The organism is Pseudomonas sp. 10S4, assembly GCF_034344865.1.
Lineage (GTDB): Bacteria > Pseudomonadota > Gammaproteobacteria > Pseudomonadales > Pseudomonadaceae > Aquipseudomonas.
In genome coordinates this window covers 5695606-5710561 of record NZ_CP133774.1, presented here as the reverse complement: position 1 = coordinate 5710561, position 14956 = coordinate 5695606, and the positions used below count along the sequence as shown (strand labels likewise).

Genomic DNA, 14956 nt, shown 5'->3' with positions numbered 1-14956 from the left:
CTTCGCGAGCAAGCCCGCTCCCACAGGGGACCTGTGAACGCCACAAATCTCCTGTGGGAGCGGGCTTGCTCGCGAAGGCAATTTCAACAACACAGCAAATCCTTGATCAGACCTCTTGAGCTGATCTGACCGAGTCCTTGCGACCCTGCAGCCCCCGAACCACCAAATACAACAACGGCCCAATCGACACAAAAATGGCCGTGAGCAAAAGATACGGAATCACGGACAACGCCGACTGCCCGCGTTTGCGAGCATCCCGGTACATCCAAACCCCCGCCAGCGTCGCCAGCAAATACAAATCAATCACCACCTGCGCCGTATCCGGCCGCGACATCAGGCTGATGCCAAAATCAATCAACGACTGTTCCGCCGACAGCATCACCGAAACGGTGTAGCCAGCAAACGCAATCAGGGCGATCAGGGGCAGGGCGACAGACTTCATGGTTTCCTTCCTTGGGGACGATGAGCAGAATGGCCAGCCTACAGAGGCTCAACAAAATTGGCCATTGACTTGCCATCAGCGCCCGGCTAATTTCAACCCATGACTTCCACCGTATTGCGCTGCCAGCCAAGCATTATTACCGCCATTCCTTATTTGGCGGGCTAGCTCACGACTGCAGCACCCAACCCGCCCTAGAGGCGGGTTTTTACTTTCTGTCTCCTGGGTCTTGAACCGGAACACGTCCGGCGTAGGAGCTGCCGAAGGCTGCGATCTTTTGCTTTTGAAGATCAAAAGATCGCAGCCTTCGGCAGCTCCTGCGCCGGGCGGGTACAACAGGAGATGAGCATGAACAGCAGCACCACCGCCCAGCAGAGCTTGCTTGAGCACTACGTGAAAAAGATCCTCGCCGCGCCGGTGTATGAGCTGGCGGTGCGCACGCCATTGCAACCGGCGCCAGCGCTGTCCGAGGCGCTGGGCAACCAGATCCTGCTCAAGCGTGAAGACCTGCAACCGACCTTTTCCTTCAAGATCCGCGGCGCCTACAACAAACTGGTGCAGCTCAGCGATGAGCAAAAGGCTCGTGGCGTAATCACCGCTTCAGCCGGCAACCATGCCCAAGGCGTGGCGCACGCGGCCCGTCAGTTGGGGATTGCCGCGACCATCGTCATGCCGTGCACGACGCCGGAGCTAAAGGTGCTCGGGGTGCGTAGCCGAGGTGCCGACGGGGTGCTGCATGGCGAGAGCTTTCCGTTCGCGTTGGAATACGCCCTGAACCTGGCGCAGCAAACCGGTCGCACCTTTGTCTCGCCGTTCGACGATCCAGATGTGATTGCCGGGCAGGGCACCGTCGCCATGGAGATCCTGCGCCAGCATCAAGGTCCGCTGGGCGCGATCTTCGTCCCGGTGGGCGGCGGTGGGTTGATCGCCGGCATCGCCGCGTACGTGAAATACCTGCGGCCAGAAGTGCGGATCATCGGCGTAGAGTCGGAACATTCCGCGTGCTTGCAGGCTGCGTTGCAGGCCGGTGAACGGGTGGTCCTGCCCAACGTCGGCACCTTCGCCGACGGCGTGGCGGTGGCGCAGATTGGCGCTTATGGTTACGAGGTTTGCCGGTTTTGTGTCGACGAAGTCATCACCGTCAGCAACGACGAACTTTGCGCGGCAATCAAGAACATCTACGACGACACGCGCTCGATCACCGAACCCTCCGGCGCATTGGCCGTGGCCGGGATCAAGAAGTACGTGGCCCAGACCGGCGTACGAGGGCAGACCTTTGTGGCCATCGACTCGGGCGCCAACATCAACTTCGACAGCTTGCGTCACGTCGCCGAGCGCGCCGCTGTCTGCGGCACCCCGGCGTGAGCGGATGTCAGGCCAACATCGGGCGCAGGAACGTGCGCTCGTAGCTGACGATAAACTTTTTATCGAGCAGCGAGGCTACCAACGCCGTACTTTCCGGATCGGTCATCGCGATGTGGCGGTAGCTTTCGTAATCCGCCAGCGAAGGAAAACTGAACAGGCAGTAAGCGATATTGCTCGCGCCTTCGGACGGCAGGAAGTAGCCGTGATGAGTACCGCCCAAGCGCTCGACGATATCGAGCCAGGCCTTGGCGTAGGCTTCGAAGTCGCTCAATTGGTATGGATCGATTACATATTTGACGTGGCAGGTAATCAAAGGGCTGCTCCTGTGGCTAAGGCCAGAAGGTTGAATGTCATCTCAAGCCATGTTGGTGCCTTTGTGGCGAGGGAGCTTGCTCCCGCTTGAGTGCGCAGCACTCACAAAATTGACATAGTTGCAGAATTTGAGGCCGCTACGCAGCCCAGCCCAGCCCACCCAGTGCGAGCAAGCTCGCTCGCCACAGGACCGCACTTGACCGGGATCAGCTATTCCTGAACAGCCGTCTCAACCTTGCTCGACGCCGTCCAGATCCGATAACGAACCTCAACATCCTTAGGCACATAAAGCACAATCGGCAGCTTGCTGTTATAGCGCAACATAAACCCGTCACCGACCACCGGCACGAAGTCCTTTTTCGTCTTGCCATCGGGGCAGCCCATCATCGTGCTCATCGGCCCAATCACCTGTTCCAGCCGATAAAACGGATAACCCCAGCCTTCCAGATTCTTCTCTTCAAGCATCCCGCCCAAGCGCTGATGGTTGCAATCCACTGTCAACGTCTTGCCAGCCAGAATTTCGACCTGAAAGCCATCTTCCTGAGTTTGAGGTGCCAGATGAATGACCTGGCGGGTAAAACCGCTCTCGGCTTTGGGAAACGGCGCGACCTCTTCGAGTTTCGCCGCGTGCGCTGCACAAGACAGCCCGGCAACTATCAGCCCGACGGTATTGATTAAGGTCAATGAACCCATGATGCCTCCTTGCGTGTGAGTGTGGTCAGCGGATACTAAAATTTAGTGTTCGCATTTTTACCGCCGTGCGCGGCTTATGCAAACCTGTCGCCCGATTTGCAAATTGCAGGGCTCAAGGAGGCCTTTCTTGCAGATTGCATGAGGCGCTTTGCTGGCACTTTCGTTAAATCTTTGATTTACCGACGAGGTGCAGAGCGAAATCTTAGGCATGTTTTATGCTGTAGCTGGTCTTAAGCTGACCGACCGCACTTATGAGTCAGCGTAGCTACGAGAGAACGGTCAGGTAATGGAGTGTTCAGGCCCGCAAGGAAGACAAACGGGTTACTTCATCGCCGACCGACGATTATTTGATTGGCAGTCTCACATTAAGGAGAGGGTCGCCATGTTTCTTTCTGCCCTGGAACTACGCAATATCATTGAAAGCAGCTTCCTGCCGAAGCGCTGTCAATGCACGCTGTCGCCTGACCTGTCGATGACCGTAAAGGTCTATGCCGACACGCAAACGGATCAGCTCGATCTATTGGTGACCGGCATAAACGCCAAACGCTTGAATGGTTGTCGAGAAATCAATGACTTGATCGCCGAACTTCGTTCAGACATGCAGCACAGGGCTACCGTTCAGCCTTTGCACCTCGACCGAAAAGCGTTTTAACCCGCGGCTTCAAGCTCAACCGACACGCGCCGGGTCTGGAAAAACCCCAGGCCCAGCGCCAGTTCTACCCCTACAGCCAGCATAATGCCCGGCCCGGCATGGCCATTCAGCCATTCGACGAAACCCAGCGTCGCCAACCCCCAGCAGCCCACCGTGAAGCCCGTGCTCAGTGCATTGCGGCTGACGGACGGCGCCTCGTTGCGAACCAGATAAAACATCACGCCCAGCGCGGCGAATAACACCGCACAGCGCCGCGCGACAAAACCCGCCGCCGACGAATACTCAATGCTCCAGATCGCCAACAACCGATCCGGCAGCAAACCCCATATCAACGCCAGCACGACACACAGCGCGGCGGTAAACGTCGACAACGTACGAAACGATAACTGCATGGCGAATCCTTGCGGCAGTGAGGGAGGCGTCCAGAGCATAGCGCCAGAACCCTCACACGCCTACCGCAAAGTGCCGAATCAGAGCCTTCTGTCAGTTTTGGAAACTGCACGCGTCAGACAATTTCTTGTAGGTGATTTCTTCAGGCTTGCCCGAGGCGCTATCGATGTACTTCATATCAGCCTTAATGACTTTGCAGTCCGGCGTCGAGGGCTCCGTCATGGCAATGACCTTGCCCACATGCAGCGGCATGCCGTAGCGATAAGGCACGGCTTGAGTCGAGGACGTATCGGCGGCCTGAGCCAAACTGGCAAAAGCGGTGCAGGCGAGGGCGGTGGTAATCAGCAAAGTGCGCATGTTCATGGGATATCTCCAGTGCAAATGGAAAGTCAGCCCGACGTGAAACACGACGAACCTGCCGCACTGGGCATCAGAAAGAGTCTGAAGGCGTGCGGTCCAGTACAGGTTTGGACCGCGGGGTTAAGCGATGGTTAAGCCAGCGGAGTGCCACCGGTCGTTAGGCTGTTTCTGACAGAGGTTTCATGTGGGCAACTAAAAACATGGATTAATGCCGGCAATCAAACGGTAGAACAAACAACTAGTCACTTGTGGCGAGGGAGCTTGCTCCCGTTGGACTGCGCAGCAGTCTCCGGATAAGAAATATCCGCAACATTCTTGATGAGGGACAGGGGGAACAAGTGGCCAAACGGCGCGGTTACTTCCCCAGGTGCACGACCTTGAAGCCGTGCGCATTGGGGAGTGTGTCAATTCCAATGGCGGTTTCGGGCTCACCTTGGCCGGTGATGTAGTCGTAGAGCAAGAACTTGTTCGGGACTTCATAGCCTTCGTTTGGGATCACTAGGCGCATTTGCTGCGGGCCCAGATAGAGCCAACGGGGCAGGGCTTTCTCGGAAAAATCGATTTGCTCGACGGTGTGGGTGATGGGGTTTTTGCGCAGCACCACGCCTTTCATATAAGGCGAGCCGTATTCCAGAGCGAAAATCAAACTTGAGGAAACGCACTTTGCCAGGACAATTCGGCCGACGAAATCTGATTGAGGCATGTCGGTGAAGGCGATGTGGGTTTTGCCGTCGAGTTTTATGAATAAGCGCTGTCCGTCTTCGGCGGGTTCGGCCAACAGCGACACCTTGGTGTTATCGGCTAAAGGACAGGTGAGGATGGGCTTGAGCGGTTGCGCGTAGGCCGGGGTGGTGAGCAGTGCTGCGAAGAGGTATTTCCAGGGTGTTTTCATTGGTGAATCCCTTCTTTTTGTCAGGTCCTACAGCGCTACTCGTCAGTCGTAACAAATCCTAAGACAGCTTCGTCCCGGTCCTACAAGCTTGGACGCTTTGTCGTCTTTCGCCGGCCTGCCCGCAGCGTTTACTGTTTGGCTTCGCTGCAAAATCAGCGATCGGGTTTGGTCACCTGATGCCATCGCACATATGTGTGCCATCATTCGCCCTGCGGACTTCTATGTCTTCGTAGTGCGTTGCAATGGCGGCTGTGTGCAGGACGCCTTCGGGCGAGCCGAGTTGATGGTATCGGTTGACCAAGCCTGTACACAGTCCGCCTCCCATCGTTTGGTCACGGTGCTGGCGGTAATTTACTAATCATCGAGTAATCACTATGCCAACGCTAAATGCCTTTCCTGATCGCTATCGCTCTATCAAAAGTAGCGTCACCGACACAAACCCCTTGGTCATCGACACCGAGGCCAATCCCCAAGACATTCTCGAAGCCGCTCTACAACGAGTCCGTGCAGGCAGCAATTTGCTGGAAACGCTTCATTGCCACTGCTTCAAGGACGGCGATGTGCAGGACATTCCACACATTACCCATGCGCTGTATTTGTTGACGCAGGATGGGTGTGATCTGTTGCAGGTTGCGCAGCAGCGGATGTTGGGGTGGAAGGCGCCGGTCTGACACCGCTGAAACACGCCTGCCTCCTGTGGGGCAGGCTTCAGATGGCAGAGGCGGGCACTCGGCTCAAGAACAGCTCCAAACCCTGATGGTACTGGTCCGCGTCCATGTCATTACTGTACCTGGGAATGTGAAAGTATTTGCCCTTGCGATCCAGTTTGACGCAGGCAACTGAGTAGAAATCGGGCGTGACCTTCAGGCGCACAATCTCCCCCAAGCCAAACCTCCTTTACCTCCCTTGGCATTAATCAGGGTGAAACCGTGGTCGTCGAGTCGCAGGCGATAAGCACCTTCGACAGCCTTGAGGGGAATGCGCAGTTTCATTTCGATCAGACGTTGGTTTGCGCGGCGAAAAGGCGCGCGCGGCTTCGCACGGTTGTCGGCAATACGTTCGCGTAACTTGCTAAGTAGGCGGCCGGAGCAGAACCACCAGATCACTACGAAGATCACCCCGAACAGCGCCATGGAGATGATCTTCTGAGGGCTGAACTCGCGCGCGGGGAGGTAGATCGCCAGCATGCCGCCAGCCAGGCCCAGAAGAAAAAGTAGCGGCCCGAGCAAAAGGTTCTGAAAGCGCATGACATAGCCCAGCATGCGGGCCTGCAGTTGGTCATCCTTGAGCATTTCCTGCTCAAGCTGTTCATTGACCCTGACCTGTGTGTGTTTGGGCGTAATAGTGAATTGCAATTCCATGACGTTGAATCCGAAGTCCTTTCTTGGTGAGGCGGGAGTTTACTTGTTTGCGGCGCTCCTGGCATATGCAATCAGATCGTGCCGAGGTGCATGCGGGATACCACTGTTCACATCGATTTCACGGTTTAAAACTGTTCAGCTCAATCAGTCTTTCACCGTCTCCACTTGAAGCCGCTGGGATTTCGTCAAGCTCTAGGTACACCCCATTTTTTCCGTAACTCAAATATTTATGCGAGCTTTCGTTGCCGGTATTTTCGAAAATAACTTGAACGCCCTGTTTGGATAGTTTTATCCAGCGAGGACGGTTCCTTTCGGCGAAATTGATGCGTTCAATTCGCCCGCCCGCCCGCCCGCCCGCCCGCCCGCCCGCCCGCCGAGTCGAAATAGAATAGGGCGCCCTGTAGGAAATTTGAAGTGAACTCCCCTGAAAGCACTAACAGGTTGGAGTTGTTCTGGTTTGAGATGCATTGCCATTGCACATTGCTTCCTCGGGATGAGCCGGCATCGTCATATAAATAGTTGGTTTCCTTCGCGTGACGGATTTTATAGATGAAAGAGTCAGCAATGGGTGAGCCGCGTAGCAAACTTACCGTGCTTTTAGCTCCTGATTTACAGTCGAACTTAGTGATTAACTTGGGTTGCCCAGCGAATATTTGAACGCAAAATAATACAAGCCACGCGATAAGAAAAACTTTTTAATGGTCAACGTACCTGAGGGCCCCCGATTTATAAGTTGGCTATTCATTTCAATCTCGGTTTGGCGCGCTTTACGAGCCAGCATCTTATCGACGCTGGCTCGTTGGGAGCATGCTTAGTCATTTGGTCCTGAATGCTATGCTGTTCTCAGTTCACTGCTGCCCGCTTTAGGAATCATAGCGGTTTGGACTTCGATTTTATTTTCTTTTTCGCCATCCAGCGTTCTACGTTGAGCTCATGTTCAGGCGCGTGGGTAGCGGAACCGTAAACTTCTTCGGGTGTCAAGTTATGGAACTTGAGCGTGTTCAGTCGTTCTCCCGAAGTATTCAAACGTCCTATTTCGGCTCTCAATGCACCAAGGTCTTGATTGTTTGCCATGCGATCAGAATGGTCGCCAGACTTCAGTTGGGACTCTTTGTCTTTCAAACGAATCTGCATTTCCTGTAGTTCGAAGGACACTTGTTTGTATTCAGTCTCCGTCACAATCGTCGTGCCAGTCTTTTGGGTTTGCTGCCAGCGTCGCAGTGTTGCCCATGAGTTTGGAATGTACGAGGGCACCATGAAGTGGTTTCCCATCTGTATCGCTTGCAGCCAAAAAGCGTCTCTGTCGGGAAGGTCTTCAATTTTTTTCAACGCTGTTGTGCAAGCTGCCTGTTCGATGGAGTCACAGCCAGGGTCCCAGAGAATTGAAGATTGATCACGTCCTTTAAAATGAACGGGCATGAAATGATGCAGTTCACCGTGATGCTTGTAGGGAGCACCACCGGTTCGCGTCAGACCAATAGCGAAGATGAGTGCGCCGACCGGAGCAGTGATAAAACTGAGGATTACGCCGGGCAGCCAGATACTTTTGCGAGTGTTCATCCACGGTGCTGGAACACTGGGGATTGGATCATTGTTGTTGACCATGCGGTGATGGGCAAGCTCTTTGGCACCCGCTACGAAATCGGCGTCGCCGGCTCGTGGGGAACCGTAGGTGTAAAGAAGGATGTCATATTTTTTGGGACTGCGTCGTAGCGCTTCTGCGAGTAAAGTAGCAATGGCTCCTCCAAGACTATGGCCGCAAATAATGACTTTTTGATTGATGTGAAACTGTTGAAGATAAGTCTGAACAAATTCACTCATTGCCTTGTAAGCTTCGTAGAAGCCTTTGTGTGCTTTGCCTACGCCCTCTTCAAAGTGCACTTGCTCCGCGTCAGTGTCTCGCAAGAAGTCCATCGGTTCCGCTGTTCCTCGGACGGAAATTAAAACAACTTCGTCGTGATGAGTTATAAAAGCCTGTGTGTTGGTGCCACCTTTAGCTTCTCCATCATCAAAGAAGTGCCATTTGGAAGGGTAATCTTGGTCGGGGCCCAGTTCAAGTTTATTTTGGTCATACAGTTTTGGATCGAAAGGGAGGATTTCAAATCGCTTCGAGTAAGCCACATCTTCATATAACGGGTAGTAAGCAGTGGTTTGGTCTTTGTTGACCTTCCAAGTTTCTCTGAAACTTGCAAGTCCGTTTCCGAACAAGTATCCGACGCTCGGGTCTAGTGGGAATGATATCGTGTCGAATGGCTTTTCGAATGGTGCTTGACCGAAGTTGCTGTAGCTCAAGCTGGCAAATAAAGATAACTGGTATAAGTTCAAGGCGCTGAATTTATTATCTTTCGATAGCATTGGGCGAAATGCCCGTAGCGGTCGAACTTCAAGAACGGTATTTTTGTTAGGCAGCAAGCAAAGTCCGTAGAGCTCCGCTTCCTCTTGTCCAAATCCGAGGTCACCCATGGCTTTGAGTAAATTGAAATTTGGAGGGTGTTTTCGTGGAGAGATTGGCGGTAGGTGTGCAGAGCTTTTCACAAGATCACTTACTTCAACGTGAAAGAACTGATTTGTCTTTCCCTTCGCTGGATTGTTTTCTACACGCAAGCCATCTTTGCGAACAAAACGGCTTTTTTCCGCTCTTACCTGAAGTTCTGTTATGGGAAGCGGATAACTTTTTCTTTGGGCGAGCGCGCTATAAAAGTCCTCAGTTCCTGCATAGGCAGCGTCAATATGCAGAACTACGGGCCCTTGGTAGTGATTGATAACCTTCGCAGCCCCGTTGGCGTCTAGCACTCCAGGGTATTTTTGATTAGAGCTGTCCTGAAGAACATAGGAAAGGCCTGCATATGGCTTGCCATCACCAGTCTCATCAACTAATTGAAAACTGATCCAGTCTCCCCGCAAGGGGCATGCTTCTGATTTTTCACTTAAGAGTGGGTCGCAAGGCACCGTTGGCTCCATAAAAAATATCCTTATTCAGTACAGTGTGGGTAGACGGTACAATCGCGTCCATCCGGCATTTTAAAGGGCTTGAAGTCAGTAGTATTGCCACGACAAAACGCATAAGGATCATCTAGGCTTTTTCCCATACACCGCTTCCAGCCTTCGGGGAATTTAACCCATGTATCTCCCATATATGGAGTTTCTTCCTCCGCCATTGAAAATACGACTTTGATAGTCTTTTCCGCGAATTGAACGCGTTGCATGGGGCCTTTTATAATGGTGTCACCCGTCTTGTCTGGCGTTGCAACGGACTTGCACTTCAAAATCTTTTCAATGTAACGATCCGGCCCGGCAGTGCGGAACAACCATTCGCACTGCTTTTGCAATACTAAGACAGGTGGAGGACTTGAAGCCTCTGCAGACCCATCCTGAAAAGAAATCCCTGTGAACGCCCTGCCTAAATCGAGCCGAGCGGCTCCGTACTTAGCGTCAACCTGATATCCGAAGTTATCAAGTACCAAGGGGCAACCACCTTCATTACTGGTTAGCGGAATTTCAAATTGTGCTGTTTGCGCTTCGTTACTAAGCTTTTGTTCAAAAAACTTTTTGCCTGGGTAGTTTCTTCCATCGCGAGCCGGGACTGTGCAGTTTTCCCCGTGCGAGGTACGTAAGAGGCTTCACCTTTAAATTTGAATCCAGGTGGCAGTTCAGTGATTAGCGTGAAGCTATCCTGTTGCGCGACGGAGCAACCAGCAGCCCCCAGCGTCCCTAAGCCGATGACCGCTATTCGAACAAGTCCAGTGAAAAATTCTCGATAAAACATTTTATAGTCCTTATTCGGTGCAGTTGGGATAGACGGTGCAATCACGTCCATCTGGCATTTTAAAGGGCTTGAAGTCAGTAGTATTGCCTCTACAAAACGCGTAAGCGTCCTCAAGACTATCCCCCATACAACGTTTCCAACCACTGGGGAATTGCACCCAATTGTCGCCAACAGCTGGTCTTTCCACGCTTGAAATATTGAACACTACTTTTATCGTCTTTCCCGCGAACTCTGCACGTTGCATGGGACCTTTTACACTAGAGTCATTTGCCTGATCGGGTGCGGCAACAGACTTGCATTTCAGAATTTTCCCAATGTAACGATCAGGCCCCTCAGTGCGAAATAACCATTCGCACTGCTTTTGCAATACCAGTACAGGAGGAGGGCTTGGCGCTTCTGTGGATCCATCCCGAAAGGAAACCCCCGTGAATGCCCTGCCCAAATCGAGCCGGGCAGCTCCATATTTCGCGTCAACCTGATATGCAAAGTTATCAAGCACCAACGGGCAGCCATCTTCGTTACTAGTCAGTGGGACTTCAAAGTTTGCTGTCTGCGCTTCGTTACTAAGATCTTGTTTATAAAACTTTTTGCCTGGGTAGTTTCTTCCCTCGCGAGCCGGGACTGTGCAGCTTTCCCCCGTGCGAGGAACGTAGGAGGCCTCACCTTTAAATTTGAACCCCGGTGGCAACTCCGTCAGCAGCGTAAAACTGTCAGCAGGCTTGATGGCCGAACACCCGGAAACCGCTCCTGCCAAAGCAAACGCCCAAGGCAAGCGACTCAACAGCTGCTTAGCCACACAAAAACCCACAACTTCACTCACGCTCAGACTTACCCACACTCGCATCAAACACCCGCTGGGTCCGCGCAAAAACGCTCAGACTTACCCACACTCGCATCAAACACCCGCTGGGTCCGCGCAAAATGCTGCTCTGGCGTCTCACCCGGCAATGGCTGCCAAGCGACGTCATCCGCGCATTTGGGGTCAAGTCGCAGGCTGAGCATGAACTCACGTTGTTCCGGCGTGTTCCAGTGCCAGGCGTCAAGCAGGTCCATCTGTTCTTCCAGCCATTCGCGAACGTTGCGGGTTTCGGAAAGTTTGGCGGCGGCTTCGACGTGATACACCAGCAGCCAGCGTTTCAGGTTTTCGCGCAGGATGCTGCGACTGCGGTCGGGAGAGTTTGGAATGCGCAACCACGGCGCCGGATTCGGCACCGGGTACATCCCAGGCTTGGCGTTATCCGCACTTTTCCACTGTTCCTCATCCCAATACAGCACGCTGCTGATCGGGCCTAACAGGACCGGCCGTTCGGTTTCGCTCAAGTTGGCAATGCATCGGGCAATGACGCGATTATCCTGGAAGCGGAACAGCGAGCGCTCGCCGTCTTCGTCAATGACCATCCGCGCTCGCCAGTGTTGGGTCAGGCTGTCGAGGTCAGCCTTATCCATGCTGCCGATCCAGCCCCAGTTGCGCTGTGGCTCGTCCAGCAACTTACGGAAGGCCTCGGCGTCGGCGCTGGGCAGTTCGGTCAGCCAAGGGCTGATGGGGGCGAACTCGGCGTATTGGGTGCCTCGATAGAGTTGCACCGAGCGCTGCATCAGGCCGGCGCTGTACAACGACGTGACCGGGTTGGGCTCGGCGAGGCTGTCGAGGGCCAGGATCAGTACGCGATTGAGCCGGGCTTGCTCGCCGAGCCAGTTGTTAAGGGCGTCGCTCATGCTGTTGCTCCCAGGTCGCACTTGCCTTCACGGCAGGCTTCGCAAATCGGGCAGCGGATGTCGCCGGCGGCGCGGGCCGCTTTGGCCATGGCCATTTGTACGGCTGCCGGGACGAGCGGGGCGCCGGGCTTGTCCTTGGCGGCGGCCCATGGGATGACCGGGTCGAGAATGCCGATTCCGGTGCCTGCACCAGGAGCCCCCCGGAATTCACCTTCACATTGACGCCACTGATCGTCACGCCCCCCGCATCAACCTTCACAAAGCTCCCACCAGCCTTCGCCGTGAGCTCCATGCCACCCTCAACCACAACCTTTTCCCCAGCGTTGTAGTGAATCTCCTGCCCAGCCTCCACAAACTGCGCCGTCCCCACTTTCACATTCTGGGTAACAGCAACCGTCAAATGATCATCCGCCCGCGCTTCTGTCTTGCGATCCAGATGCGTAATGCGATGTTCTTCAACCTTGAACTCGCTGTAAGTATTCGCCTCAACGGTGTCATGCCGTTCATTGCCGACCCGAATCTTCTGGTCATGCTCAATGTTTTCATCCCAGTCGCGCTGGGCGTGCAGATAAATCTGTTCCGCACCTTTCTTGTCTTCAATCCGAAACTCGTTGTAGCCCTTGCCGCCCGGTGAGCTGAGCGTCTTGAACGTGCTGCGGGTCTTGTTCGCCGGCAGGTCGTAGGGGACGACGTTTTCCTTGTGGTACAGGCAGCCGGTGACTAACGGTTGATCCGGGTCGCCTTCCATGAACGACACCAGCACTTCCATGCCGATGCGTGGGATGGCGATGCCGCCGTAGGCGTTGCCGGCCCACCCGGTGGCGACGCGTAGCCAGCAGGTGGTGTTGTCGTCGCCTTGGCCGTCGCGGTCCCAGAAAAACTGGACTTTGACGCGGCCATATTTGTCGGTGTGGATTTCTTCGCCTTTGGGGCCGGTGACGATGGCGGTCTGGCTGCCGAGGACTTTGGGTTTCGGGTGTTCGAGAGCAGGGCGGAAGTGCGCGTCCCACGGGGTCGCGAGGAAGCGGTTGCGGTAGCCCTGGTGGAAATCGTCTTTGTTGTCGGTGACGTCACTGGTGGTGTTTTCGCCGAGCACTTGCGGTTGTTTGCCTTCGTGGACGACTTCCAGCAGCAGCCAGAGGTCGTTCCATTCGGCGCGCGGGTGTTCGCTCAGGGCCAGGAAGTGGCCGCTAACCAGAGTCGGTTCGTCGCTTTTGCCTTCGGCGAGTTTGTAGTCGCTGCGATGGCGTTCCAGCGCGCGGGTCGCCAGTTGCTTGCCGCGTTCGCGGTCGGTGAAGCGGCCGGGGTAGTCGTAGTCTTCGAGGTCGGGGGCGAATTCGGTTTTGGACGCGCCTTCAGGGAGGATGCGTGGTTTCTCGAAGTCGTAGTCCCGGCGGCTGACGCGGGTGGTGCGGGTTTCCAGGCGCAGGTTGAAGCGCTTGATCACTGTTTTTTCGGCGGCCATCCCGGAGTCTTGCTGGTAGCTCACGGGCGCGAGTTTGCGGAACACCGTCTGGTCGTCGCCGAACACCAGTTTGTGGCCGCTGGACGAGTGCTGGAAGTGGAAGTGAATGCCTTCTTCTTCGCACAGGCGCTGGATAAAATGCAGGTCGGATTCGTCGTACTGCACGTAGTAATCGCGTTCGGGGTAGATCGCGCCGAGCTGGAAGCTGTAGGCGTCGGCCAGAATGCCGCGTGCTTCGAGGACCTGGCCGATGATCTTCGGCACGGTCAGGTGCTGGAAGATTTGCTGGTCATGGTTGTGTCGCAGGTAGGCGAGTTGCGGCACCAGGCTGACGCTGTAGCGGGTCAGCTTCTTGCCGGAGTCGCCTTGCTCGATGCGATAGACCAGGCCGTGGATGATGCCTTTGCCGGTGGCGCCGAAGGTCAGGCAGCCAGGCTTGTGCAGCAGCTCTTCGAGTTTCAGGTCGGGGCGGGCGCTGACCAGTTCGATGTCGAAACAGAACGGTTGGTTGAGGGCTTCGCGACCGACGAAACTGAGCACTTGAAGGTCGGCGGAAACACCTTCCAGCGCGAGGGTGATATGGGTTGCGTTCGCGTCCAGCATGCCTTGAATTCCGTCCTTTGAATAAGCTGGGGCGGATGGTGCAGGATTAAACCGCCTCGTTCAAGGCGCAAATGCCGTAGGTGAGGGCGTACTCCTGCGTCGGGTAAACACCTATTTACAGAGTGTTAGCCAATGATTGCTGGCGATTTTTGGCGATACCGTCACGTTCGAGGTTGTCTGTCCTACGTCATTACGTGTTAGTCGTAAAAAATCACGGTTAAGCTTCGTCCCGTTCCTACAAGCTTGGGCGCTTTGTCGACTTTCGCTGACTGGGGGGCCGGGATTACTGTTTTGCTTCGCTGCAAAATCAGCGAGCAGGTTTGGTCACCTGAGAACAGTGCATATATGTGTGCCATGATTCGCCTTACGGACATCTATGTCCTTATGGCGCATTGTTGTGGCGGCTGTGTGCAGGACGCCTTCGGGCGAGCTGAGTTACTGTTCTCGGTTGACCAAACCTGTACACAGTCCGTCTCCCACCGTTTGGTCACGGTGCTGGCGGTTACCTCAAAACAGATGAGTAACTAATTATGCCAACGCTAAATGCCTTTCCTGATCGCTATCGCTCAATCAAAAGCAGCGTCACCGACACAAATCCCTTGGTCATCGACACCGAGGCCAATCCTCACGATATTCTCGAAGCCGCTCTACAGCGGATCCGTGCAGGCAGCAATTTGCTGGAAACACTTCATTGCCACTGCTTCAAGGATGGCGATGTGCAGGACATTCCGCACATTACCCATGCGCTGTATTTGTTGACGCAGGATGGGTGTGATCTGTTGCAGGTTGCGCAGCAGCGGATGTTGGGGTGGAAGGCGCCTGCCTAACACACAAATATCTAATAAAGCCAAGCTCCTAGCGGAGCTTGGTCGTGAGCCAATCAAAACTAGAAAAGATTTACTTTAAGACTGGGAGATTGTTGGTCCCTTTGGAAGTTGTTTA

General features: G+C 54.5%; 16 protein-coding genes and 1 pseudogene. 4 read left to right on the top strand and 13 right to left on the bottom strand.

Features of this window, described 5'->3' with window-relative positions; all coding sequences use genetic code 11:
- Positions 1 to 106 precede the first annotated feature (106 nt).
- Positions 107 to 442: a DUF2834 domain-containing protein gene (locus RHM58_RS26740; RefSeq protein WP_201256563.1), complete on the bottom strand. Its 336-nt coding sequence runs from the start codon at positions 440 to 442 to the stop codon at positions 107 to 109.
- A gap of 345 nt (positions 443 to 787) precedes the next feature.
- Between RHM58_RS26740 and ilvA the strand changes: the two genes are divergently transcribed.
- On the top strand, positions 788 to 1804 hold the full coding sequence (ilvA, locus tag RHM58_RS26735) for a threonine ammonia-lyase, biosynthetic (protein ID WP_322268687.1): 1017 nt from the start codon (positions 788 to 790) through the stop codon (positions 1802 to 1804).
- 7 nt (positions 1805 to 1811) lie between these two features.
- Here ilvA and RHM58_RS26730 read toward each other — a convergent pair whose 3' ends face one another.
- A complete protein-coding gene (locus RHM58_RS26730) occupies positions 1812 to 2117 on the bottom strand; it encodes an NIPSNAP family protein (RefSeq protein ID WP_322268686.1) in 306 nt (101 codons plus the stop codon).
- 209 nt (positions 2118 to 2326) lie between these two features.
- On the bottom strand, positions 2327 to 2809 hold the full coding sequence (eco, locus tag RHM58_RS26725; protein ID WP_322268685.1) for a serine protease inhibitor ecotin: 483 nt from the start codon (positions 2807 to 2809) through the stop codon (positions 2327 to 2329).
- Positions 2810 to 3191: 382 nt separating this feature from the next.
- On the opposite strand from eco, the gene RHM58_RS26720 reads away from it, so the two are divergent.
- Positions 3192 to 3461, top strand: coding sequence for a DUF1652 domain-containing protein (locus RHM58_RS26720; protein ID WP_201256565.1), 270 nt, complete (start codon positions 3192 to 3194; stop codon positions 3459 to 3461).
- Here the strand turns inward: RHM58_RS26720 and RHM58_RS26715 are convergent.
- The 3 genes from RHM58_RS26715 to RHM58_RS26705 all read right to left on the bottom strand — a co-directional run bounded on the left by RHM58_RS26715 (position 3458) and on the right by RHM58_RS26705 (position 5103).
- Positions 3458 to 3853, bottom strand: a complete 396-nt coding sequence (locus tag RHM58_RS26715) for a hypothetical protein (protein WP_201256566.1) — start codon at positions 3851 to 3853, stop codon at positions 3458 to 3460. The genes RHM58_RS26720 and RHM58_RS26715 overlap by 4 nt on opposite strands.
- A 91-nt stretch (positions 3854 to 3944) precedes the next feature.
- Positions 3945 to 4214, bottom strand: coding sequence for a DUF2790 domain-containing protein (locus tag RHM58_RS26710; RefSeq protein ID WP_201256567.1), 270 nt, complete (start codon positions 4212 to 4214; stop codon positions 3945 to 3947).
- Between the two features lie 352 nt (positions 4215 to 4566).
- Positions 4567 to 5103 carry a hypothetical protein gene (locus RHM58_RS26705; protein ID WP_322268684.1) on the bottom strand — a complete coding sequence of 179 codons (537 nt, stop codon included), beginning with the start codon at positions 5101 to 5103 and terminating at the stop codon, positions 4567 to 4569.
- Positions 5104 to 5477: 374 nt separating this feature from the next.
- Between RHM58_RS26705 and RHM58_RS26700 the strand changes: the two genes are divergently transcribed.
- Entirely contained in the window at positions 5478 to 5774 is a 297-nt protein-coding gene (locus RHM58_RS26700) for a hypothetical protein (protein WP_201256569.1), read from the top strand.
- A gap of 192 nt (positions 5775 to 5966) precedes the next feature.
- Here RHM58_RS26700 and RHM58_RS26695 read toward each other — a convergent pair whose 3' ends face one another.
- From RHM58_RS26695 to RHM58_RS26665, 7 genes and pseudogenes are all read right to left on the bottom strand, one after another.
- Positions 5967 to 6464, bottom strand: a complete 498-nt coding sequence (locus RHM58_RS26695) for a hypothetical protein (RefSeq protein WP_322268683.1) — start codon at positions 6462 to 6464, stop codon at positions 5967 to 5969.
- A gap of 870 nt (positions 6465 to 7334) precedes the next feature.
- The gene (locus RHM58_RS26690; RefSeq protein ID WP_322268682.1) at positions 7335 to 9425 is read right to left on the bottom strand and encodes a lipase family protein; all 2091 of its coding nucleotides are present in this window, start codon (positions 9423 to 9425) and stop codon (positions 7335 to 7337) included.
- Between the two features lie 11 nt (positions 9426 to 9436).
- Positions 9437 to 9928: a hypothetical protein gene (locus RHM58_RS26685; protein WP_322268681.1), complete on the bottom strand. Its 492-nt coding sequence runs from the start codon at positions 9926 to 9928 to the stop codon at positions 9437 to 9439.
- A 23-nt stretch (positions 9929 to 9951) separates the two neighbouring features.
- Positions 9952 to 10230 carry a hypothetical protein gene (locus RHM58_RS26680; protein ID WP_322268680.1) on the bottom strand — a complete coding sequence of 93 codons (279 nt, stop codon included), beginning with the start codon at positions 10228 to 10230 and terminating at the stop codon, positions 9952 to 9954.
- A gap of 10 nt (positions 10231 to 10240) precedes the next feature.
- Positions 10241 to 11050, bottom strand: a complete 810-nt coding sequence (locus RHM58_RS26675) for a hypothetical protein (RefSeq protein ID WP_322268679.1) — start codon at positions 11048 to 11050, stop codon at positions 10241 to 10243.
- Positions 11051 to 11073: 23 nt separating this feature from the next.
- The gene (locus RHM58_RS26670) at positions 11074 to 11946 is read right to left on the bottom strand and encodes a DUF4123 domain-containing protein (protein ID WP_322268678.1); all 873 of its coding nucleotides are present in this window, start codon (positions 11944 to 11946) and stop codon (positions 11074 to 11076) included.
- Positions 11943 to 14014: pseudogene (locus tag RHM58_RS26665) on the bottom strand (type VI secretion system tip protein VgrG). Before RHM58_RS26665 ends, RHM58_RS26670 begins: the two are co-directional and overlap by 4 nt.
- A 530-nt stretch (positions 14015 to 14544) precedes the next feature.
- Here RHM58_RS26665 and RHM58_RS26660 point away from each other — a divergent pair.
- A complete protein-coding gene (locus tag RHM58_RS26660; protein ID WP_322268677.1) occupies positions 14545 to 14841 on the top strand; it encodes a hypothetical protein in 297 nt (98 codons plus the stop codon).
- The last annotated feature ends 115 nt before the right edge of the window (positions 14842 to 14956 follow it).

Bases quoted from the DNA above. Each gene is read 5' to 3' on its own strand.
- RHM58_RS26740 (WP_201256563.1), bottom strand. From the start codon at position 442: ATGAAGTCTGTCGCCCTGCCCCTGATCGCCCTGATTGCGTTTGCTGGC.
- ilvA (WP_322268687.1), top strand. From the start codon at position 788: ATGAACAGCAGCACCACCGCCCAGCAGAGCTTGCTTGAGCACTACGTG.
- eco (WP_322268685.1), bottom strand. From the start codon at position 2,809: ATGGGTTCATTGACCTTAATCAATACCGTCGGGCTGATAGTTGCCGGG.
- RHM58_RS26720 (WP_201256565.1), top strand. From the start codon at position 3,192: ATGTTTCTTTCTGCCCTGGAACTACGCAATATCATTGAAAGCAGCTTC.
- RHM58_RS26715 (WP_201256566.1), bottom strand. From the start codon at position 3,853: ATGCAGTTATCGTTTCGTACGTTGTCGACGTTTACCGCCGCGCTGTGT.
- RHM58_RS26710 (WP_201256567.1), bottom strand. From the start codon at position 4,214: ATGAACATGCGCACTTTGCTGATTACCACCGCCCTCGCCTGCACCGCT.
- RHM58_RS26705 (WP_322268684.1), bottom strand. From the start codon at position 5,103: ATGAAAACACCCTGGAAATACCTCTTCGCAGCACTGCTCACCACCCCG.
- RHM58_RS26700 (WP_201256569.1), top strand. From the start codon at position 5,478: ATGCCAACGCTAAATGCCTTTCCTGATCGCTATCGCTCTATCAAAAGT.
- RHM58_RS26695 (WP_322268683.1), bottom strand. From the start codon at position 6,464: ATGGAATTGCAATTCACTATTACGCCCAAACACACACAGGTCAGGGTC.
- RHM58_RS26690 (WP_322268682.1), bottom strand. From the start codon at position 9,425: ATGGAGCCAACGGTGCCTTGCGACCCACTCTTAAGTGAAAAATCAGAA.
- RHM58_RS26680 (WP_322268680.1), bottom strand. From the start codon at position 10,230: ATGTTTTATCGAGAATTTTTCACTGGACTTGTTCGAATAGCGGTCATC.
- RHM58_RS26670 (WP_322268678.1), bottom strand. From the start codon at position 11,946: ATGAGCGACGCCCTTAACAACTGGCTCGGCGAGCAAGCCCGGCTCAAT.
- RHM58_RS26660 (WP_322268677.1), top strand. From the start codon at position 14,545: ATGCCAACGCTAAATGCCTTTCCTGATCGCTATCGCTCAATCAAAAGC.